General features: G+C 45.4%; 19 protein-coding genes and 3 pseudogenes. 8 read left to right on the forward strand and 14 right to left on the reverse strand.

Annotated elements, in window-relative coordinates:
* Positions 1 to 237: 237 nt before the first annotated feature.
* Positions 238 to 990 carry a C39 family peptidase gene (locus tag G4P54_RS18010; RefSeq protein ID WP_167873425.1) on the forward strand — a complete coding sequence of 251 codons (753 nt, stop codon included), beginning with the start codon at positions 238 to 240 and terminating at the stop codon, positions 988 to 990.
* 224 nt (positions 991 to 1,214) lie between these two features.
* A pseudogene (locus G4P54_RS18015) lies at positions 1,215 to 1,542 on the forward strand (hypothetical protein).
* 16 nt (positions 1,543 to 1,558) lie between these two features.
* Here G4P54_RS18015 and G4P54_RS18020 read toward each other — a convergent pair.
* The 5 genes from G4P54_RS18020 to hprK are packed head-to-tail and all read right to left on the reverse strand — an operon-like array spanning position 1,559 to position 5,445.
* A complete protein-coding gene (locus tag G4P54_RS18020) occupies positions 1,559 to 2,077 on the reverse strand; it encodes an acyltransferase (RefSeq protein WP_024714171.1) in 519 nt (172 codons plus the stop codon).
* 3 nt (positions 2,078 to 2,080) lie between these two features.
* A complete protein-coding gene (ppaX, locus tag G4P54_RS18025) occupies positions 2,081 to 2,731 on the reverse strand; it encodes a pyrophosphatase PpaX (protein ID WP_024714172.1) in 651 nt (216 codons plus the stop codon).
* Positions 2,728 to 3,666, reverse strand: a complete 939-nt coding sequence (locus tag G4P54_RS18030) for a nucleoside recognition domain-containing protein (RefSeq protein WP_167873426.1) — start codon at positions 3,664 to 3,666, stop codon at positions 2,728 to 2,730. The genes ppaX and G4P54_RS18030 overlap by 4 nt, the downstream gene beginning before the upstream one ends.
* Before the next feature lie 23 nt (positions 3,667 to 3,689).
* Positions 3,690 to 4,499 (reverse strand): prolipoprotein diacylglyceryl transferase, encoded by an 810-nt coding sequence (gene lgt / locus G4P54_RS18035; RefSeq protein WP_024714174.1) that lies wholly within the window; start codon positions 4,497 to 4,499, stop codon positions 3,690 to 3,692.
* Between the two features lie 13 nt (positions 4,500 to 4,512).
* Positions 4,513 to 5,445, reverse strand: a complete 933-nt coding sequence (hprK, locus tag G4P54_RS18040) for an HPr(Ser) kinase/phosphatase (RefSeq protein ID WP_024714175.1) — start codon at positions 5,443 to 5,445, stop codon at positions 4,513 to 4,515.
* A gap of 180 nt (positions 5,446 to 5,625) precedes the next feature.
* On the opposite strand from hprK, the gene nagA reads away from it, so the two are divergent.
* The 3 genes and pseudogenes from nagA to G4P54_RS18055 all read left to right on the forward strand — a co-directional run bounded on the left by nagA (position 5,626) and on the right by G4P54_RS18055 (position 8,289).
* Positions 5,626 to 6,816 carry an N-acetylglucosamine-6-phosphate deacetylase gene (gene nagA / locus G4P54_RS18045; protein ID WP_167873427.1) on the forward strand — a complete coding sequence of 397 codons (1,191 nt, stop codon included), beginning with the start codon at positions 5,626 to 5,628 and terminating at the stop codon, positions 6,814 to 6,816.
* On the forward strand, positions 6,813 to 7,541 hold the full coding sequence (gene nagB / locus G4P54_RS18050; protein WP_167873428.1) for a glucosamine-6-phosphate deaminase: 729 nt from the start codon (positions 6,813 to 6,815) through the stop codon (positions 7,539 to 7,541). The genes nagA and nagB overlap by 4 nt, the downstream gene beginning before the upstream one ends.
* Before the next feature lie 15 nt (positions 7,542 to 7,556).
* A pseudogene (locus G4P54_RS18055) lies at positions 7,557 to 8,289 on the forward strand (GntR family transcriptional regulator).
* A 16-nt stretch (positions 8,290 to 8,305) separates the two neighbouring features.
* Here the strand turns inward: G4P54_RS18055 and G4P54_RS18060 are convergent.
* Positions 8,306 to 12,175: a lamin tail domain-containing metallophosphoesterase family protein gene (locus tag G4P54_RS18060; RefSeq protein ID WP_167873429.1), complete on the reverse strand. Its 3,870-nt coding sequence runs from the start codon at positions 12,173 to 12,175 to the stop codon at positions 8,306 to 8,308.
* Positions 12,176 to 12,354: 179 nt separating this feature from the next.
* Between G4P54_RS18060 and G4P54_RS18065 the strand changes: the two genes are divergently transcribed.
* Positions 12,355 to 12,864 (forward strand): MarR family transcriptional regulator, encoded by a 510-nt coding sequence (locus G4P54_RS18065; RefSeq protein WP_167873430.1) that lies wholly within the window; start codon positions 12,355 to 12,357, stop codon positions 12,862 to 12,864.
* A gap of 9 nt (positions 12,865 to 12,873) precedes the next feature.
* A pseudogene (locus G4P54_RS18070) lies at positions 12,874 to 13,163 on the forward strand (hypothetical protein); the annotation flags it as partial.
* Here the strand turns inward: G4P54_RS18070 and G4P54_RS18075 are convergent.
* Genes G4P54_RS18075 through G4P54_RS18090 form a run of 4 tightly spaced genes read right to left on the reverse strand, consistent with a single transcriptional unit; the run spans position 13,140 to position 15,151 of the window.
* Positions 13,140 to 13,499, reverse strand: coding sequence for a phage holin family protein (locus G4P54_RS18075; protein WP_024714180.1), 360 nt, complete (start codon positions 13,497 to 13,499; stop codon positions 13,140 to 13,142). The pseudogene G4P54_RS18070 and the gene G4P54_RS18075 overlap by 24 nt on opposite strands.
* A gap of 1 nt (position 13,500) precedes the next feature.
* Entirely contained in the window at positions 13,501 to 13,698 is a 198-nt protein-coding gene (locus G4P54_RS18080) for a PspC domain-containing protein (protein ID WP_024714181.1), read from the reverse strand.
* 4 nt (positions 13,699 to 13,702) lie between these two features.
* The gene (locus tag G4P54_RS18085; RefSeq protein ID WP_024714182.1) at positions 13,703 to 14,800 is read right to left on the reverse strand and encodes a DUF4097 family beta strand repeat-containing protein; all 1,098 of its coding nucleotides are present in this window, start codon (positions 14,798 to 14,800) and stop codon (positions 13,703 to 13,705) included.
* A gap of 24 nt (positions 14,801 to 14,824) precedes the next feature.
* Positions 14,825 to 15,151, reverse strand: a complete 327-nt coding sequence (locus tag G4P54_RS18090) for a hypothetical protein (protein WP_024714183.1) — start codon at positions 15,149 to 15,151, stop codon at positions 14,825 to 14,827.
* Between the two features lie 217 nt (positions 15,152 to 15,368).
* Between G4P54_RS18090 and G4P54_RS18095 the strand changes: the two genes are divergently transcribed.
* A complete protein-coding gene (locus tag G4P54_RS18095) occupies positions 15,369 to 15,599 on the forward strand; it encodes a hypothetical protein (protein ID WP_024714184.1) in 231 nt (76 codons plus the stop codon).
* A gap of 198 nt (positions 15,600 to 15,797) precedes the next feature.
* On the opposite strand, the gene hag is transcribed toward G4P54_RS18095, so the two are convergent.
* The 4 genes from hag to G4P54_RS18115 all read right to left on the reverse strand — a co-directional run bounded on the left by hag (position 15,798) and on the right by G4P54_RS18115 (position 22,290).
* Positions 15,798 to 16,667 (reverse strand): flagellin Hag, encoded by an 870-nt coding sequence (hag, locus tag G4P54_RS18100; protein ID WP_167873431.1) that lies wholly within the window; start codon positions 16,665 to 16,667, stop codon positions 15,798 to 15,800.
* Positions 16,668 to 17,008: 341 nt separating this feature from the next.
* Positions 17,009 to 19,882 (reverse strand): excinuclease ABC subunit UvrA, encoded by a 2,874-nt coding sequence (uvrA, locus tag G4P54_RS18105; protein ID WP_167873432.1) that lies wholly within the window; start codon positions 19,880 to 19,882, stop codon positions 17,009 to 17,011.
* A gap of 7 nt (positions 19,883 to 19,889) precedes the next feature.
* A complete protein-coding gene (uvrB, locus tag G4P54_RS18110) occupies positions 19,890 to 21,875 on the reverse strand; it encodes an excinuclease ABC subunit UvrB (RefSeq protein WP_024714187.1) in 1,986 nt (661 codons plus the stop codon).
* Positions 21,876 to 22,059: 184 nt separating this feature from the next.
* Positions 22,060 to 22,290 (reverse strand): CsbA family protein, encoded by a 231-nt coding sequence (locus G4P54_RS18115; protein WP_003228053.1) that lies wholly within the window; start codon positions 22,288 to 22,290, stop codon positions 22,060 to 22,062.
* Positions 22,291 to 22,338: the final 48 nt, after the last annotated feature.

A 22,338-nucleotide genomic window follows, 5' to 3' on the forward strand; every position in this document is an offset into this window, starting at 1 on the left:
ACCTCCGTTGCCATCGTTTGAAGGAAAATTCCGAATCCTTTAGTTCGCTAATATGATAATATGTTAGCAGATGAAAGAGTGAAAATCAACGCTTAACTTTAACAGGGAATTTTTTCGTTCAGATTTGCTCCTCATAATAAAAGAAGCATGAATAAATCATGAAAGGTGCGTCATATCTCAAATTCTTTGTGTTTGGCGTGCTATAATACAAATCAAATAGAGAACAAGGAGATAGAGATGAAAACACTGCGAACTCTATGTGTCCTGATCATTCTGTCAGGCGTTATTTTTTTCGGACTTAAAATAGATGCAAAAAATATAGATATTCCTTTTTTGGACAGCCTTAAAAAAGTGGTTTTTGAAAGCAATACGGACACAGCCGCAAACAGCGAAAAGAAGCTGAAGGGAAGCGCAAAACCGCTGGATGTCGTCCTTTATAACCAAATGGATGCACCTCGGCTTTATAACGGCTGTGAAGTCACAAGCCTTGCGATGGTGCTAAAATACGCTGGATACAACGTGTCCAAAAACACACTGGCTCACAAGATCACCACAGTGCCTTTGACATACAGCAGCGGATTAAAAGGTGACCCAAATGACGGATTTGTCGGCGATATGGCAAATGGCCCGGGTCTCGGTGTCTACCACGGGCCGATCTATCAGCTGGCGAAAACCTATGCCGGAGACAAAGTGTCTGACCTGACTGGCAAAGGCATTTCTGCGGTTTATCAGCAGCTTGAGAAGGGCAATCCTGTTTGGGTCATTACGACCGCCAGCTTTTCGCCAGTTGACAACATGCAGACATGGAAAACGCCAAACGGAACGATTGATATTACATACAGTGAACACAGCGTTGCCGTTACGGGATATGATAAGAAATATGTATATCTCAATGATCCATATGGCTATAAAAACAGAAAAACCGACAGAACGAGCTTTGAAAAAGCGTGGAAACAGATGGGCAGTCAGGCCATCGTGATTCAAAAGTAAACAGCCTGCTTCCACAGTGCCTATGCTCTACCCTGGGCAAAAACGACAATATTCATGCTTTTTGCAGCAATCCCGTAATATCGATTCATTTCCCACCTAACATTTTTTTACATTCAGGCTGTCTGTTTTTATGATGAAAGCAGATTCAGCCTTGCCCCGATCTGCGTGAAAGAAGCCGGCGCAAGACGCTGAGGCTTCTCTAAAAAATCGTGTCTATCCTATTTATGTTCGGTTTGGTTGTGGGTTTCAACCTGTTTCAGTCACCAACTGCTTTTGCAGCTGACAAAGTGGTTCACGAAACAATTATCGTGCCAAAAAATACAACATATGACGGGAAGGGGCAGCGGTTCATGGCGGAAAATTCATTAGACAGCTCGGCGGTTCAACCTTCCACGTTGATGTGATCATCGACAAGCGCACCATCACGAACATGAAAGAAGCAATATTCCGGACAGACAGCAAAACAAGCAGGGTCAGCATGACAAATACACACTACTCCAAAAAATGGGTTGGCGTCCACATATTTACGAAAACAACAATACACCAACATAAAAAAGCCCGCTGATGTTTATTCAGCGGGCTTTTTCAATCTTTCTTGCATTTCTTCCTTCGTATAAATGATCTTCATCGGATTTCCGCCGACAAATGCCCCGGCAGGCACATCCTTATGGACAAGAGTTCCGGCGGACACAACTGCGCCATCCCCTATTTCCACACCGGGCAGAATGGTCGTGTTGGCACCGATCATGACTTCGTCTCCGATCATGACTTCGCCGATCCGATATTCCTGAATCAAATACTCATGGGCTAAAATGGTCGTATTGTATCCGATGATCGTATTTGTTCCGACTGAGATTTTTTCTGGAAACATAATATCGGGCATCACCATGAGAGCAAAGGATGTCTGCTTTCCGACCTCCATCCGCAGCAATGTACGGTACAGCCAGTTTTTCATCCCTATAAACGGTGTATATCTCGCAATTTGAATGACAATAAAATTTTTGACAACCTTCAAAAAAGGCACCGTCTGATAGACATGCCATAGTGAGTTAGCTCCCGAGACCGGATGCCGATCTGTTTTTCTCACAGATTACTTCACTCCAACGATTTGTAATAGATCACTCATTTTCTCAAGCATAAAGTCAGGATCATGTTTCGCCAGTGTTTCCGGCCCTTTAATCGTCCATGCGACTCCAGCCGTTTTTGTTCCGGCGTTTTTCCCTGCCAGCACATCGTGATAATTATCTCCGACCATAATAGCTTCCTCAGGCTCGCTTTCAAGCTGTTTCAGCGCTAAAAGAACCGGCTCAGGATCAGGCTTTGCATTTGTCACATCATCAAGGGTAACGACCGTTTCAAAGAATTCGCCGATTCCCGTCAGCTTGAGTCCCATATTGACAGTATCTCTTAATTTCGTTGTCACAATCCCTAATTTGAAGCCTGCTTTTTTCAATGCATCCAGTGTTTCATACACCGTTTCATATTCAGTCACGAGTGTGTCATGCATATCATGATTGTACGCTCTGTACATGGCGATCATATCATCGCATTTATCAGCGTCCATCGAGGAGAACGTGTCAAAAAGAGACGGCCCGATAAACGCGAGTACATCTTCTCGTTTATATTTGCTCGGATAATAATGCTCCAGTGTATGTAAAAAGGACGCGATAATTAATTCATTCGTATTGATAAGCGTTCCGTCTAAATCAAACAGAATCGTCGTAACTTGTCTGTCGTTCATATTGCTTCCTTTCCAACCGCTGCGGGTTTCCATTTTTTCCATATGTGCGCAATAGCCATCGTCAGCAGTACTGCTGTGGTGACACGAATCAGAAGAAGAGGCCAGACCGGTATGCCGAGCGGAATAAAGACAAGTGTATCCTCAACGACCGCGTGGCAGGCAACGAGAAAAATAAATGCCAATGTCATATCGCGTCTGCTCACGCCGTCATCTTCGACAGCTTTGATCATCACACCCGCCCCGTAGGCCAGGCCGATCGTCAATCCTGCCACCATCGTCATAGACGTATTTTTATTCATGCCGAGCAGCTGCGTAAACGGCGACAGCCATCTGGAAAACCGATGCAGCCAGCCTAAATCTCTTAAAAACTGAATGATGATCATCAGCGGAATCACAATTGCCGCTAGCTGCAAAACACCAAGTCCGGCTTTCGTTAAAGCCTCGGCCAGCATTCCCAGCCAGCCATCAGGCGCCGCACTCTTCGCGGCGATAAAACCGTACTGCGCCGTTTCCTGTCCGCCATGCCAGATGAGGTTGATGACGATTGCTGACACTGCGGCCAAGCCGATGCGCACCGCCAATATGATGCCGATTCTGATGCCGACCTTTGCAGCAACTGTCGATTCGATAATCAAGTTATGACAGAATGAAAGCATGACAGCTAAAATAAAGACTTCCTTCACAGATAAATCCAATGTCAAAATCCCGGCAATTCCGGCGTACAAATTCAGCATATTTCCGAGTACAAGCGGAATGGCCGCTTCACCAGATAGCCCGAACAATCCCATCACCGGAGTAATCAGCCGTACAAGCCAATCCATGACAGGCGTATGCTGAAGCAACGTAACCAATAGTGTTACCGGGAAAATGACTTTACCGAGTGTCCAAGTTGTTTGAAGACCTGCCGCAAGACCGGCCAGAAAGATCTTCTTCATCCCTCATCCCCCTTTATTGACGTCTAGTCCGCGTACCGCTCCTTCGAGTATCCCTTGACACGTCTAAAGATGATGGCTGCCACAGCCAAAACGATCAATACGATTGAAATCACTTGAGCGATGCGGAGCGCATCAGTCAGCATTAAGCTGTCAGTCCGCATTCCTTCAATAAAGTATCTTCCGATTGAATACCAAATGATATAGATCAAGAACATCTCGCCTCTGTGCAAATTCGCTCGGCGCAGGAGCAGTAAAATGATGACGCCGACAAAGCTCCAAAGCGATTCATATAAAAAAGTAGGGTGATAATACTGCCCGTTGATGTACATTTGATTGATGATAAATTCAGGCAGGTGCAGGCTTTCTAAAAAGGCTCTGCTGACTGCCTCGCCGTGCGCTTCCTGGTTCATGAAGTTTCCCCAGCGGCCGATCGCCTGACCGAGCAAAATGCTTGGCGCGGCAATATCCGCAAGCTTCCAGAACGAAAGGTTTTTCACTCTTGAAAAGATATAACCTGTTAAAATGGCGCCGATTAAACCGCCGTGAATGGCAATGCCGCCCTTCCAAATCTTAATGATTTCTCCCGGATGCGCCGCATAATAATCCCATTCAAACGCAACGTAATAAATTCGTGCGCAAATAATCGCAATCGGAATGGCAAACAGGACAAGATCGATAAACGTATCTTTCTGCAGCCCCCGTTTCTCACTTTCCCTCATCGCAATCCAAAGTCCCAGCAAAGCGCCGACACCGATAATAATACCATACCAATGGACAGCCAGCGGCCCCAGCTGAAAAGCTATCGGATTGAGTGGTTCAATCGCTTCATTCATTTAACGCCAACTCCTATTCGTCTTGTTCACCGTCTTCAATGACGTCCGCCAGCTTGTTGGTAAATTGCTCGGCGGCATTCAGGCCCATCCGCTTCAATCTGAAGTTCATCGCTGCCACTTCGATGATGACTGCGAGATTTCGGCCCGGGCGGACGGGAATCGTCAGTTTTGTAATTTCTGTATCAATGATTTTCATGGTTTCTTCTTCAAGCCCGAGACGATCGTATTGCTTGCCCTGCTCCCAGAGCTCAAGATTCATGACAATCGTAATTCGTTTATTGCTTCTGACCGCTCCGGCGCCAAACAGCGTCATCACATTGATAATGCCCAGCCCTCTGATTTCAAGGAGATGCTCAATTAATTCCGGAGCGTTTCCGACAAGGGTATCCTGATCCTCCTGCCGAATTTCAACGCAATCATCGGCAACAAGGCGGTGCCCTCTTTTTACAAGCTCCAGCGCGGTTTCACTTTTCCCGACGCCGCTTTTTCCCGTAATCAGCACGCCCACACCGTAAATATCGACAAGAACGCCATGAATCGCTGTTGTAGGCGCCAGACGGCTCTCGAGGAAGTTGGTTAAACGGCTGGACAGCCTTGTCGTTTTCAGCGGCGATCTGAGGACAGGCACGCCGTTTTTCTCAGAAGCGTCAATCAGCTCCTGCGGGATAGGCATATCTCTAGAAAGAATAATAGCTGGTGTTACATCAGTGCATAGAGAATCCATTCGCTGCCTTTTATCCTCTTCCGGCAGCTGCTCAAAGAAAGAAAGCTCCGTTTTTCCGAGAAGCTGCACGCGCTCTCTTGGATAATATGTAAAATATCCGGCAATTTCAATGCCCGGTCTTGATAAGTCACTCATTGTAATCGGGCGGTTAACCCCTTCTTCTCCGCTGATTAATTCCAAATTGAACTGATCCATTACGTCTTTTGTGCGAACCTTTGCCACGATATGTTCCTCCTGTTCCGGGCTGCCCCGAGCTTGCTCACAATACTTTCATTTTATCACTTTCAGGCTTGAACCTAAAACAGATTTTATAAAAGACAGGAAAACGCCTCAGCTGGTCTAGATCACTAGTCTGAAAAGAAGTAAAATAAAGGTATTCATATTCCAGAAAGGCGGATACCTATGGCAGAAAGTCTTCTTATCAAAGGCATTGCGATCGTGACAGAAAATGAAGTCATCAACAATGGCTATGTCGGAGTCAATAACGGAAAAATCAGCACAGTTTCAACAGAACGGCCTAAAGAGTCTTATTCAAAAGAGATTCAAGCACCCGCAGATTCCGTTTTGCTTCCCGGCATGATTGACATTCATATTCACGGCGGGTATGGCGCCGATACGATGGATGCAGCCTTTTCCGCCCTCGACACCATGTCCGCAAGACTTCCCGAAGAAGGCACGACGAGCTTTTTAGCAACAACGATTACGCAGGAACACGGGCATATTTCTCAAGCTTTGGTGAATGCAAGAGATTGGAAAGCAGCTGAAGAATCCTCTTTATTAGGCGCGGAACTGCTCGGCATTCATTTGGAGGGCCCCTTTGTTTCACCTAAAAGAGCCGGAGCGCAGCCAAAGGAATGGATCAGGCCGTCGGATGTTTCGCTTTTCAAAAAATGGCAGCAGGAGGCGGGCGGACTGATCAAAATTGTCACACTCGCGCCGGAGGAGGATCAGCATTTCGAACTGATCCGCTATTTGAAAGACGAATCAATTATCGCGTCGATGGGGCACACAGATGCCGACTCCGCATTACTGTCCGAGGCCGCGAAAGCAGGCGCGAGCCATATGACCCATCTTTACAACGCGATGAGCCCGTTTCATCACCGAGAGCCCGGAGTGATCGGAACCGCGCTTGCCCATGATGGGTTTGCGGCCGAGCTCATTGCCGACGGCATCCACTCCCATCCTTTTGCGGCAAAGCTCGCTTTTTTGGCAAAAGGCAGCAGCAAGCTCATTTTAATTACCGATTCCATGAGAGCAAAAGGCCTGAAGGACGGTGTATATGAGTTCGGCGGCCAAAGTGTGACGGTAAGAGGAAAAACAGCTCTGCTTTCAGACGGAACGCTTGCCGGCTCGATCCTCAAAATGAACGAAGGCGCTCGGCATATGCGTGAGTTTACAAATTGCTCTTGGATGGATATAGCTAATATAACTTCTGCAAACGCGGCCAAACAGCTGGGCATCTTTGACCGGAAAGGCAGCGTCACTGTAGGAAAAGATGCAGATCTTGTAATTGTCAACAGTGATTGCGAGGTGATGCTCACCATCTGCCGCGGAAACATTGCATTTATATCCAAGGAGGCTGACCTGATATGAAAGTAATGGAATGTCAAACATATGAAGAGCTAAGCCAAAAAGCAGCCAGAATAGCGGCTGACACAATCAAAGAAAAGCCTGACGCCGTTCTCGGTTTAGCGACAGGCGGCACACCGGAAGGCACGTATCGCGAGCTGATCCGCCTGCATCAAACGGAGAACCTCTCATTTCAAAACGTCACCACGGTTAATTTAGATGAGTACGCCGGACTTTCAAGCAATGACCCGAACAGCTATCACTTCTATATGAACGACCGTTTTTTTCAGCATATCGACAGCAAACCCAGCCGGCATTATATTCCGAATGGAAATGCAGACGACCTAGAAGCCGAATGCAGACGGTATGAACAGTTAGTCGAATCTCTGGGCGGCGCTGACATTCAGCTTCTCGGCATCGGCCGGAACGGACATATCGGCTTTAACGAACCGGGAACGCCTTTCAATTCGCGAACTCATGTTGTGACATTAAATGAACAAACCCGACAGGCGAACGCCAGATATTTCCCTTCAATAGGCAGCGTGCCGAAAAAAGCGCTCACAATGGGAATTCAGACCATTCTCTCAAGCAAGCGCATTCTGCTGCTTATTTCCGGCAAAAGCAAAGCGGAAGCTGCGAGAAAGCTCTTAGAAGGAGCCATCACTGAAGATTTTCCCGCATCTGCTTTGCACCTGCATGCTGATGTCACGGTATTAATTGATCGCGAAGCCGCTGCATCAAGGCCTTGAAAGGAACATGCTGATATGAAGATCGATAAACAATCGCCTGTTCGGATTTATTATCAGATCATGGAGCAATTACAAGCCAAAATGAAGTGTGGAGAGCTGCGGCCGGATATGCCTCTTCCTTCTGAGCTTGAATATGCCGAACGATTCGGGATCAGCCGAATGACGGTCCGCCAGGCGCTTTCTCATTTCGTCAATGAAGGCTTCCTCTATCGCCTGAAAGGCCGGGGCACCTTTGTCAGCAAGCCAAAAATGGAACAAGCTCTTCAAGGGCTGACAAGCTTTACCGAGGATATGAAAAGCCGCGGAATGACGCCCGGCAAGCAGGCTCATTGGCTATCAACTCATAGATTCAACAGAGGAGCCCGCAACTCTCTTAGACTGCGGGCATCCCTCTCCCATCCATAAAATCACTCGGGTGCGGCTGGCAAATGATATTCCGATGGCGATCGAATCATCGCATATTCCGTTTGAGGTAGCGGGTGAATTAAACGAATTGCATTTTCAGTCGTCAATTTACGAGCTTATTGAAAAGTACAACAACATCCCGATTTCCCGCGCAATACAGGAGCTTGAACCAAGTGCTGCAACGCCGGAAGAAGCAAGCATTCTTGGCATTCAAAAAGGGGCGCCTGTCCTGTTAATCAAACGAACAACATATTTACAGAACGGAACTGCTTTTGAACATGTAAAGTCAGTATACAGGGGCGACCGTTATACCTTTGTCCATTATATGGTTCGGCTGTCATAAAAAATCTCCAACCCTTTTAAGGATTGGAGACATGGCGAAAATCAAACTGGTCTGGCGCCTGACGAAATGTCTCTTTTTTCGTCTTGAACTTCCAGATCGGTGATTTCGTTTTGCCGTTAAATCTGTCTTCCACAATAGTGTACCAATAATAAACAGAGTGCGGTTCAAGATGATCCCAGCGGAATTCAGCGGTATCCCCGCTCTTCACTTGCTCCCGTTTTCCGAGCTCTTCATTGGTATATACATTGCATTCAAAATAATCCGTTTCCACCTTTTTGATTCTTGGCCTCAGATCAAGCGAAAGAGAAAACTCATCCTTGTTGCCATAGGTATCCGTATCATAATAGTTTTTATCGTTTACATAAGGAGAGTATGTCGACACATGCACCATGTCATTCGCCTGGTCAAATTGCAGCAGGCGCAAATACCCTTGCCCGCCTTCTGGCCCGCCCTGATAATCGGCCAGCATTTGATGCACAAGGCGATCCGGTTTTCCATCACCATCATCATCCAGCTCATCTGTTTTTCTCATGGCGCTATGATAATGACCGCTCAGCACCATCACCACATTCGGATTGGGCTTCACGATTTCTTTGAAGATTTTCTCTCCGATCGGGCTTCTGTTGCCGCTGACCAGCAAATACTCATGAAACGCTAAAACAGCCATCCGGTCAGGGTGCTTCTTCAGCACCTGATTCATCCACGCGATGTCTTCATCGGTAATGCCCCACCCCATGTACAGCATGATATAATCATTGCCGTTGCTTGAGATCAAATCGTAATGTCCGCGGTTATTTTTATAAGAACCGCCATAATGCAATTTTTTTTCAAAACGATCACTGCCAAAGTATTTGCCAAACGCCCTATAGGAGCCGTCCTTATGTCCGACATCATGGTTACCGGCCAGCACGCCGTAAGGAATCCCGCTCTTATCCAGAACGGACATTGATCGATCAGCGTTTTTCCACTGCCTGATGTCGGCAGAATCATCTACAATATCACCCGTGTGAAACACGTATTTGATATTGAGCAGCTTTTGATTATCTTTTATCCATGCGGTTTGTTTATCGAAAATATGCGGATAGCTTTCGGCGTAATACTGTGTATCGGACATCCAGACAAACGTGTACATCTCCTTCGCAGGAGGAATTTCATCCTGTACAATCACATTCATCTTCGACTTACGCACAAAATCGGAGGCGATTACAGACGCCTTCAGTGTAAACGGCTTGTCATCCTTCGCAACAAAGCTGTCAACCGGCTGCCATTCATTTGTCCGGTAATTCCAAACATACATCGTCACCTTTCTGCCCGGCAAAGAACTTCCCTTCCAGACCGCCTCTGCCAAGTCATTCTCCTCAACCGACGAATCAACCGTCACTTCAAAGCGATGATAAGGAAAAAGCTCCTTCTCTTCGGTCGATACTGTTTTTCCGTCATCAGCCGATACCCGCTCCAATTCTTTATTCGTAAACGGGGTCTCGCTTTCCGGCATAAAGCTTTTCGGCGGTTCAGTCAGTGACGCGTGCTTAAATATTTTCACATTGTTCCGTGCGGTATATTGAAAACCTCTATAAAAAGCGACATCCATGGTGTCATTCGTCGGATCCTTCACTCGCACAGAAAGCTTAGCTCTATGCGTGTCGGCTTCGCTGTCTATGACCTCCGGCTGATCAGGATGCTCGCGTTCTGTTTTAAACGTTCTCTCAATGACTGTTTTATTGCCCGCCAGATCCGTTGCTGTCACTTTTAGCGAATGTTTTCCCGGCAAAAGCTCGGAGGATGACGTATAGTATGGAAGTGTAATGCTTTCCCCATCTAAAAACGCTTCCGCTTCCTCAATTTTGCTCCATTTATCATACATATCCGCCTGCAGAATGAGGTTTCCTTTGTATGTTTGTCCCTCGGTAATATTCGGCTCGATGTGCGGCCCTGAATTATCTACCCGCACAACCAGGCTTACATTTTCCTTGCCGTCGCTTGCTTGAATATGGTGAGCGCCTTCAGAAAGCTTTGTTGTATCCCACTCCAATAGCTGTGACGTAAAAAGTTCGTCAGGCAGATTGAATTGATATTGCCAGCTTTTATTCGAACGCTGGTTATCTCCAATAAATAGTTCTTTCTCGGGAGAAATCCTTTGATCCCTGATCACGGTCCCATCAGATAACACCAATCGGGCGTTTTTGACTAAGAAATCGTCACGATTTTCAGCCGTATCAAAAGGAGACACCTTTGAACCTGACCGTATCGTAATACGCTGCAGCTGCTTCCCTTTACGAAGCAGCGTCTCGGGCAATGGAACAGAGTAGGTGCGGTATTTATTTGTCGTATCATCAAACACCTTTAACACTTTGCCTTCCATCGTTACCGCGTTTTTAAAATAAAGATTCGTTTTCCTCGTATCGAACGCAAAAAATGCTTCCTTTTCCATAGCGGGCTCTGTCACTTGTTTCTTTCCATCAATCCACAGCTTCATGCTGCCAGTGCGCCCGTCTGTCGTCGCTTTGAGAAACTGGATTCCCGACAGCGTGTCTCTGTTTTCAATGTTCATCCGCAAACCGTGCGACTTGCTGGTTTGTTTAATATCAATCATTTTGACCGGCGTTTTTGCTTCATTGATCCCGTCTCCTGCCGCCACGTAATACTCAAGCTGGTCCTTCCCGATCAGCTCAGGTGAATACACAATATAGTGGTAGAGATTGTCATTTCGGTCTTTTTCAGCAAGAATGCGCTTAAACGGTTTGTTTTCATCTGTCCGATAGTAAAAAGCCGCTGTTTTCACAAGACTGCGGTCCCGTATGTCAGCCCGCAGTTCAATGCTTTCGGCAGGACGGACAGGCTTGCGGTCAGTCAAATCCTCAATGACCGGTTTTTCTTTATCGAGCTTGATTTTTCGTTTCTGCTCAGGCACCTGCGCCTGTAGTACAGTTCCGGGGGATGGACTCTTTTCTCCAATTGAAATATTGAGAAGTTCTGCGGTTCCGTCCAGCGGATACTTGTAAAGCACAGACGACAGCCGGCGCAGCGTATGTTTCCGATAATGTGCAACCGAAATGTCTTTTCCTGTATTCGTTGAAATCACGACTGCCCGCGGCTTGGTATTGGCCATGCCCTCTGCCCCTTCTATCACCGCGAGATTTTTCCCTTCCGTTAGCTGTGTCTGGTAATATCGATTGAAATCCTCCGCCGTCAATTCGGGATGCCCGGCAGGCTTCAGCCAAACCACATACGTTTCGCCGGATGGAATCGTGATCTTTTTTTCCGGTCTCCAAATGAGATCGGAGTCAGGCCCTTCTTTCGGATAGCGGTAACGGATGTGATAGTCTTTAAAATCAATGGTCCTGTCAGTCGTATTATAAACCTCAATAAATTCATAACCGTCTGCTCGTCCCGTGTTCTTCGTATCAACCGCTAACTCTGTGATCAAAAGCTCCGGAATATGAGAAAGGTCAGCCTGATATCCTTCAAGCTTCAATTTTTTCGTCTCCGACTCGACCCGCTGCTTCCCATTGGAAACCACAATGTAATACTCAAGCTCGCTGTTCCAAATCAATCGCTTCGGAATTTGCGCAAAAAACTTGCGGACCGCTCCAGGCGTTGGGTCCATCGGCACCATTTTGTAGCCCAGCTCATTACTTTGTTTGTAAAACAGAAAGGCGGAAAATGCTTGATACTCATTGTCACGCACTTGAGCCTCAATCATCAGATTGCTTTTCATTTCAGCCTTCACATCGATTTGAGGAGGATTTTCAAGCAAGGGTATGTAATGAGGCGTTTGAAATGGCTCCTGTTTTATAACAGGAAAAGATTTCGGTTCATGATGGCCGCCAGATAAAACTGAAAGAAAAGACAAAAATATTGAAGCGATAACTGTGTATTTCCTCATCAAAACACCTCCCTTTTTCGTATTTTGCGTCTGAATAGGGAAGCTTATGAGTTTATTTTTTATTTTCTATATTGTTAACAGGTAAACATTTCATTTTTTATCACAACAGAATTTGACATCTATAATACATCCTTTTATTGTTCACTGGTAAACAATAATAAAGTGAAGGGAGACAAACCATGTCTGATCTGACAAAGCAGATGATATACGACATATACGTGAGACTGCTGCACCTTAATGAACAAAAAGCGAATACTTCACTTCAGCAATTTTTTAAGGAAGCCGCAGAAGAGGATATGATCGAAGTTCCTAAAAACATGACAAGCATTCATGTTATTAACTGTATCGGCCAGCATGAACCGATTAACAATGCGGGAATCGCCAGAAAAATGAACTTATCGAAAGCGAATGTAACGAAAATCAGCACAAAACTGATTAAGGAGGAATTTATTAACAGCTATCAGCTGACAGATAACAAAAAAGAAGTGTATTTCAAATTAACCCGTAAAGGCAGACGAATTTTCGACTTGCATGAGAAACTGCATAAAAAAAAGGAGCTGGCTTTTTACCAATTCCTCGATTCATTTTCACAAGATGAGCAAAATACTGTACTGAAATTTTTAGAGCAGCTGACGTCTGCACTCGAATCAGAACACACCGATGGGACTCCTGGCAAACCTGTAAAGTAAAAAAAGGCGGTGCACACTTTAATGATTACCAACGAATTTGAACACAACAGAGGGAGCGCTATCGGAATGCTTAACTTTATCAGATATACAGGCATGGCGGCAGGGCCGATGATTTCTGCCTATCTGCTCACCCTGATGCCGTCTGCCATGTCCTTTGGGCGCTTTTAGGTCTTGTATTTGCTGTATTGAGCTTCGGCCTTTTGCCCCACATGCAACACTCGCACAATAACTTCAAACATACATGTAAAAAAGCTGCCTTTGCCCGGCAGCTTTTTTTATTTTTTTCTAAGCGGCTCTAAAACGCCTTTTTGAATCAGCAAATGGAACACAGACAGGATGACGGATGCCCATATCGCTGTGCCAAAGCCATCGATTTGAAAACTGTCACCCATAATGGACGCGGTCATCATCAGCGTGATGGCGTTAATCACAAACAAGAAGAGACCAAACGTGACCATCGTGACTGGCAGTGTAAAGATAATCAAAAGCGGTTTAATCAGCACGTTTAAGATCGATAAAATGAGGCTGGCGATAATCGCTGCCCCGATACTGCTGATATGGATGGAGTCAATATATCCATCAATAACGATTAATAATAATGCATTTACCAAAATACTGACTGCCCATTTTACCATGTCATTTCATATCCCTTTCTGACGGAACGATAAAAATCCAAACGATATAAATGAGCAAAACAGGAAAAACACTTGTCATAACAGCTAAGATGACAGTTATGACTCTGAGGAGCGATGCGTCCCAATTGAAATATTCCGCGAGGCCTCCGACGACACCCGCAATTTTTTTGTTTTTTTCTGAGCGATAAAGTCTATTCATGCGATCACCTCTGTGAGTACTTTAGTTTGATGGCGCCTGTCAATGATTCTGAGAAGACGGTGATGTTTTGATCATGAGCCTGATTTGAAGTGAACATCATTTCTTTTTGAATGGTATCATTTTTTTCTTTCAGCATCTCAACATCCATTAATTCATGGGACAGCGAACCGAGATTGCTTTTCAGCTCTGCCTTTACGGCGAGATCGTCCGGAATCGCAAGCTCCACACTTCCGGTTGTCGTTTTTGCATAAATGGAGCGGCAATCCGATTCTATTACGTTAATCGCAATATTTCCGTTAAAGCTCTGAACGTCAATGGATTCGCTTCTCCCGCGAAGATCGATCAATCCGTTAATGGTTTCCGCTTCTATCGTGCCGCAGCTGTGGCTGGCAAGTTTAATTTGCCCGTTGGCCGTTTCCGCCGTGGCTTTTTCAGCTGTTAAATGCGAGAACGACAGCACGCCGTTTGTCGTTTTCGCCGAGAACTCTTTTACATGTAAATGTTCCCCTCTGACCGGGCCGTTAAACAGCTTCACCCGAATCTTATCATACTCCTTCTGAGGAATATAGAGAGTTACATTCGTTTTCATCGTTTTCTTCTCAGTACGGATAAAAAACTTATTTCCTTTAATTTCACATTCAATATGCTGAAGAAATGCATGTCTCGCCGCATCTTGGCTGTCAGCACGATATATCTTCGCCTGGCATTCTGCTCTGATATCCTCGTCTTCCCAAGGAACGATATTCACGCTGCCGTTGGCTATTTGAAGTTCAACACTGGAAAAGTCAGTATCTTTAAATTGAAAAATGTGCTGAACATCATACGCATGGCCAAAATTCAAATCAAGGTCAACTTCCTTGACCTTTTTCACAGCTGAATCAATCCAGTCAAACAGCTTGGCTCCCAAAGACGGCTTACCGCTTTCTTTTTTTGCTGCTGTAAATGGCTCTTCCTCGTCATGAACGTGAACTGAGAGCGCTGTGATTTTTTCTTCTTTTTCCTTGTAGTCGCTGTCAAGCTTTTCAATCAGTGTCAAAGCCTCTTGTGCTGTAAGCTTTCCTTCCTCAACAAGCTTAAGGATTCGTTCCTTTTCTTGCTTCATTACGATCTCCTCCCCATTGTCTACTTATGCTGCACGCAGCACCTTAATGCCCTGAATCACATTCCAAATGATAATGCCGATGACAACTAAGAAATAAATAACCGCTCCCCCAAAGATCACAAATACAGGCAGCAAGCTGTCCTCATCAATCGCAATGGCTCCGCCAAGAAAAGCGATAAAAAGGAACAGCCAGCCGACAAAAGGAATAATGTGAGAAATAAGAGAACGTATCGCATGGCGTTTTGTTTCTTTCTCATCTACAACAAAATATGCGACAATCGGCACAATGATAGGCGCAATGAACACACTGAAATAACAAAGGGATGCAATAACAGCCTGATTACGGTTCAATTCATTCCACACTCCTGTTTTGAATTGTCCATGACAAAAGATCAGGGACGTTTTACTTATTTATACGTTTCAAACGTCTTCAAGTTTCAAATTCATTCTTTAGACATGCTCCGATTTACGGAAATTGGATTTTAAAAAGTTTCAGAAGTAGAATCTTCCGGCTGTACCGATTACAATATGTAAAAAGCTTACGGCAATCAAGGAGGCTGGACAAGCAATGGAAAAAGACCCCAGTGACTATACAGTAACACAAGAATCAGTGTTAAAGCTGATTCATGAACAAAAAAGAATGAATCGTGAAATGATCGCCGAGCTTGAACAGATTCATGGATCCCTTTCGATCTCTCACGATATTCAATACATAAAAGTACTGCTCGACAGCAGCAATACACATATTGTTCAAGATTTAATAAGTGTGAGTAAGCAGTTGTATAAGAAGACTTTGTAATTGCGGAAAAAGTTGCGTTTATTATAACAAAACAAAGCTAAAGGTTAGGTGACAGCATCTTGCCTTTTTTGTTTTGAAGGAACAAACAGTTCTCTGCCGTTACATATAATTGTAACAAAAAAAGCCTGCCGGCATGTCCAACGAATGGACTCTGCCGGCAGGCTGTGACTATCAGAAAGAACGATAGCCGTTCAAAAATTAACGTAATAATTGAAGTACGTTTTGCGGCTGTTGGTTCGCTTGAGCAAGCATCGCTTGAGAAGCTTGAGAAAGAATGTTGTTCTTTGTGAACTCACTCATTTCTTTCGCCATGTCAACGTCACGGATACGAGACTCAGCAGCTGTCAGGTTTTCACCAGAAGCGCTCAAGTTGTTGATTGTGTGCTCAAGACGGTTTTGTACCGCACCGAGTTTAGCACGTTGAGCAGATACTTGATTCGTTGCTTTATCAATAGCTGCAAGTTGATCGTCAAATGAATTAGTTGTGAAATCTGTTACTTTAATATCTTTGATTTTAATAGCGTCTGAACCTAAGTCAGCAGCTTTCATGCTCTCAATATTTACACTTAACTGCTGTCCGCCATTCGCCCCTATTTGGAATGTAAGCTTTTTACCACTTGCTTCTGAAAAAGAACCGTCTAACAGGTTTTTACCGTTAAATTGCGTACGATCCGCAATACCCTTACTAGCATCTTGCCCACCGATCTCTTCAATTAAAGAGTCCATTTCGTCTTGGAGCGCTTGGGTATCAGTATCATCTTGTGTCCCTGTGTTACCAGCTTGAACAGTAAGTTCACGCATACGCTGCAGGATCGCATGAGTTTCAGTCAATGCACCCTCAGCTGTTTGGATAAGAGAGATTCCATCTTGAGAGTTTTTAGAAGCCATTTCAAGACCTCTGATTTGTCCTCTCATTTTTTCAGAGATCGCAAGACCAGCTGCGTCATCACCCGCACGGTTGATACGAAGACCTGAAGAAAGTTTCTCCATGTTCTTTTGGCTAGCACCGTTGTTTGAGCCTAAACGGTTTAGTGTGTTAAGTGCTGCGATATTGTGGTTAATTCTCATGTGTAACATACCTCCATGTGTATATGTTTTGAAATCAAAGACTTACTTTTCTTTGATTTCTGGCGTATAAGATTCCATTAAAGCTTCTAACTTTATCAGGATAATTTAAACCCCTTATTAGGGCTTTTTTACCTAATATGGAAAACACATTCGCCTTTCAATTCATATATCGACAGCGCTTTGTAAATGTTTAGGCGTTTTTCCAAGGAAATTTTATCCACTAAAAAATGAAATGATGACACAAATGTGAACTTCACCCTCTAGGCTATAAAGAAAAGCTTGCCTGCTAAGCCCAAGGATGGACTTGCTGACAAGCTGAAAACCTCTCTGAATAGAGGATATTAAGATGTAGCTGTTTCTTTCGCTTTCAAGATCGATGTCATGCGTTTTTTGTCACGCTCCATAACAGGCTTCAGATAACGGCCTGTATACGATTCTTCGACTTCGGTGATTTCCTCAGGTGTACCTGACGCGACAATGGTTCCGCCACCTGCTCCGCCTTCAGGCCCCAGATCCACAATATAATCCGCCGTCTTAATGATATCAAGATTATGCTCAATAACGAGCACTGTATCGCCATTGTCCACCAAACGCTGAAGCACGACAAGGAGTCTGGCGATATCGTCGACGTGCAAGCCCGTCGTCGGCTCATCTAAAATGTAGAGGGTGCGCCCCGTTGAGCGTTTGTGCAGCTCCGATGCGAGCTTCACACGCTGCGCTTCTCCGCCTGACAAGGTCGTTGCCGGCTGGCCCAGCGTAATATAACCTAAACCAACATCATAAAGGGTTTGGAGCTTACGCTTGATTTTCGGGATGTTTTCAAAGAAAGAAAGAGCATCTTCAACAGTCATATCAAGCACATCGGAAATGCTTTTTCCTTTGTACGTCACTTCTAACGTTTCCCGGTTATAACGTTTGCCGTGGCATACCTCACACGGAACGTACACGTCAGGAAGGAAATGCATTTCAATTTTAATAATTCCGTCTCCGCGGCAGGCTTCACATCGGCCGCCCTTCACATTAAAGCTGAAACGGCCTTTTTTATAGCCGCGGACCTTCGCTTCATTTGTCTGCGCGAATACATCGCGAATGTCGTCAAACACTCCGGTGTATGTCGCAGGATTGGATCTCGGCGTTCTTCCAATTGGCGCCTGGTCAATGTCTATGACTTTGTCCAAGTGATCCAAGCCTTTTATTTCTTTATGGCTGCCAGGCTTTGCTTTCGCTTTATGAAGCTTTTGCGCCAGCGCCTTGTGTAAAATTTCATTGATCAGGGTACTCTTCCCTGAGCCGGAAACCCCTGTAACTGCTGTGAACGTTCCAAGCGGGAACTTGGCATTCACTTTCTTCAGGTTGTTTTCTGCAGCGCCTTTTATCTCAATGTAACGGCCGTCCGGCTTTCTTCTTTCAGGAGGCAATGGGATGAACTTTTCCCCTGATAAATAGCTTCCTGTCAATGAATCTGGATCTTTCATCACTTCTTCCGGCGTTCCCGCAGACATCACCTGTCCGCCGTGAATGCCGGCTCCCGGGCCTATATCGATTAAATAATCGGCTGCCATCATTGTGTCCTCATCATGTTCGACAACAATCAGCGTGTTTCCAAGGTCTCTCATATTTTTCAAGGCACTGATCAATCGGTCGTTATCACGCTGATGCAGCCCGATTGACGGCTCATCTAAAATATAAAGCACACCGGATAAACGTGAGCCAATTTGCGTTGCCAGCCTGATACGCTGCGCCTCTCCCCCGGACAATGTTCCCGCCGCCCTGCTTAATGTCAGATAATCAAGGCCGACTTTGTCCAAAAAGCTTAAACGCTCCACAATTTCACGCAAGATCAAATTGGCAATCTGCATATCCTTCTCAGAAAGGGTAAGGCCTTTGAAGAAAGTGAGTGCATCAGTTACAGACTGCTCGGTAATTTTTCCGATGTGGCGGCCGTCAATCAGTACGGCAAGCGCTTCTCTCTTTAACCGGTAGCCTTTACATGTTGGACAAGCCTTTTGAGACATATACTGTTCCATTTGCTCACGAATGAAATCAGAGCTTGTCTCCTTATAGCGTCTTTCAATATTGCGCAAGACGCCTTCAAATTGAATGTCGCCTTCTCGTATTTGCCCAAAGTCATTTTCATAACGGAAATAAATCAAATCATCTCCGCTGCCATACAGCACTTTATCCAACTGATCCTTCGGCAGCTCTTTTACCGGCACATCCATATCAATTCCATAGTGGGTGCAGACCGCATGAAGCAGCTGCGGGTAATATTGTGAGCTGATCGGTGTCCAAGGGGCGACCGCATTCTCCTTTAATGATAATTCTTGATTGGGGATGACGAGATCCGCATCCACTTCAAGCTTCATTCCGAGACCGTCACACGTCGGACACGCGCCGAACGGGCTGTTGAACGAAAACAGCCGCGGCTCAAGTTCACCAATTGAAAATCCGCAGTGCGGACAGGCATGATGCTCACTGAACATCAGCTCTTCCTTACCAATGACATCAATCATAACCCGTCCTTCACCTAAGCGAAGCGCTGTTTCCAATGAATCTGACAGACGGGCTGACACGCCTTCTTTCACCACAATCCGGTCAATGACAACCTCAATCGAATGCTTTTTATTCTTTTCTAATTCGATATCATCAGAAAGCTCTGCCATCTCGCCGTCAATTCTGACTCTGACATAACCTTGTTTTCTGATCTGGTCCAGCACCTTGACATGAGCGCCTTTGCGGCCTGAAACAATTGGAGCCAGAACTTGAAGCTTCGTCCGTTCCGGGTATTCCAAAATTCTGTCCACCATCTGCTCAATGGTCTGCGACGTAATCTCAATCCCGTGCTCAGGGCAATGCGGCTTTCCTACTCTCGCATACAAAAGGCGAAGATAATCATAAATCTCAGTTACCGTACCGACAGTTGATCTCGGATTGCGGCTCGTTGTTTTCTGATCGATGCTGATGGCGGGAGACAGTCCCTCAATCGCGTCAACATCCGGCTTATCCATTTGCCCTAAAAACTGGCGGGCATAGGCAGACAGCGACTCGACATACCGTCTCTGCCCTTCTGCATATATAGTGTCAAAGGCAAGGGAGGATTTCCCTGATCCTGACAAACCCGTGACAACGACAAGCTGGTCTCTTGGAATTGTTACATCGATATTTTTCAGGTTATGCGCCCTGGCTCCCTTCACCTCTATCCGATCCATAGCCATTTGCTCATCATCCTTCCGCTTTTAGCTCTAAAAGTAAATCGCGAAGCTCCGCGGCTCTTTCAAAGTCAAGCGCCTTGGCTGCTTCTTTCATTTCGTGTTCCATCTGTTCAACGACCTTCTGACGTTCTTTCTTCGTCATTTTCGACAGCTTCGGCGCGACTTTTGTTTTGTATTCTGCTTTATCTTCAGCAGCTACTGTGGCACGAATCACATCACGAATTTCCTTATTTATTGTTTGCGGCGTAATGCCGTGCTCTTCGTTAAACCGCTCCTGCTGCTCACGGCGGCGTTTTGTTTCATTCATCGCAATTTCCATAGACTTCGTTATTTTATCGGCATACATAATGACGCGTCCTTCAGAATTCCTGGCTGCCCGTCCGATAGTCTGGATCAGCGACCGCTCCGAACGAAGGAAACCTTCCTTATCCGCATCCAAAATCGCGACAAGAGATACTTCAGGAATGTCGAGTCCTTCCCTCAGCAGGTTGATGCCGATAAGCACATCATGCTTGCCAAGGCGAAGGTCGCGAATGATCTCAATCCGTTCAAGCGTTTTAATCTCCGAATGTAGATAGTTTACTTTAATGCCGATTTCCTTCAAATAATCGGTCAGGTCCTCTGACATTTTCTTCGTCAAGGTTGTGACGAGCACCCGTTCATTTCGCTCAATTCTTGCTTGAATTTCGCCGATCAAATCATCAATCTGGCCTTCGATCGGACGCACCTCAATAAGCGGATCAAGAAGACCGGTCGGACGGATGATCTGCTCAACCATTTCATCCGTGTGCTCAATCTCATACGGCCCTGGCGTAGCAGATACATACACGATATTGTGCATATGCTTTTCAAACTCTTCAAAACGGAGCGGACGGTTATCAAGCGCCGATGGAAGACGGAAGCCGTGATCCACGAGCACCTGTTTCCGCGCCTGGTCTCCGTTAAACATGCCGCGCACCTGAGGAATCGTCACATGCGACTCATCCACCACGATCATGAAATCGTCGGGGAAATAATCAAGAAGCGTATACGGCGTTGAACCAGGAGGCCGAAGCGTCAAATGTCTTGAATAGTTCTCAATGCCGGAGCAGAAACCCATTTCCCGCATCATTTCAAGATCATATCTTGTCCGCTGCTCTAAACGCTGCGCTTCAAGCAGCTTGCCATTTTCATGCATGACCTTCAGCTGCTCCTCGAGCTCTTTCTCGATATTTTGAATCGCTTTCTCCATTTTCTCGGCACGCGTTACGAAGTGGGATGCCGGGAAAATCGCGACGTGATCGCGGTCGCCGAGAATTTCTCCTGTCAGGGCATCAACTTCTCGGATCCGTTCGATTTCATCCCCGAAAAACTCAACTCTTATACAATGTTCATCACGAGAGGCCGGGAAGATTTCCACTACATCTCCGCGCACACGAAATGTACCGCGCTGAAAGTCGATATCGTTGCGGGCATATTGGATGTCTACAAGCTTTCTGAGCAGCTCGTTGCGTTCGATTTCCATTTCAGGCCGCAAAGACAAAACCATTTCCCGGTATTCTTCCGGCGAACCGAGGCCATATATACAAGACACACTCGCAATAATAATGACATCTCTCCGTTCAAACAAAGACGATGTTGCGGAGTGCCTCAATTTATCAATTTCATCATTAATACTAGCGTCTTTCTCTATAAATGTATCCGTTTGAGGCACATACGCCTCCGGCTGATAATAATCATAGTAGCTGACAAAATACTCGACAGCGTTGTTCGGAAAAAATTCCTTGAACTCGCTGTAAAGCTGTCCGGCGAGGGTTTTGTTATGGGCAATCACGAGCGTCGGCTTATTGACTTCTTTAATCAAATTGGACACTGTAAATGTTTTGCCCGTTCCTGTCGCACCCAGCAGAGTCTGATGCTTCTTGCCCTCCTGAATCCCTTTTACAAGTTTTTCAATGGCTTTTGGCTGATCTCCCTGGGGCTGATATTTCGAGACTAACTCAAAGCGATCTTTCACAAAATAAGCCTCCGTTTCTTTAACGAAATCTTCCTATAGATATAGTAACACAACGGAAAGCAAAATCACCAAAAATACGAACTAAAGTTCGGTGGTTTTTTATTTCCAGCTGTTTTCGTGTATAAAAAACCTGCTTTCAAACGCAAAAGCAGGAATTCAGTCTTTTATATTCATTATGTCCGATTTATTCTTCTTTTTTCTCAGCAGCTTTTTTAGCCATATACAGTCCGCCGGCCACAAGAGACACAACATCCAACCCTACAATAAAATACGTTTCTGTATAGCCTTTTAAATAGGAGGCAAACAGCAATGCAGCTGTTAGAGCGATCGCCACATAATGATTAAAGGTAACTCTTGTAAATAGCACAACAAGCATAAAAGGGAAAAATAATGCAAAAACGGCTTTTGTAATCAACAAAAACCCTCCTCAGGGATTCTTCATCTGATCTGATTATAGTAAAAA

The sequence above is a fragment of the Bacillus tequilensis genome (assembly GCF_012225885.1).
Lineage (GTDB): Bacteria > Bacillota > Bacilli > Bacillales > Bacillaceae > Bacillus > Bacillus tequilensis.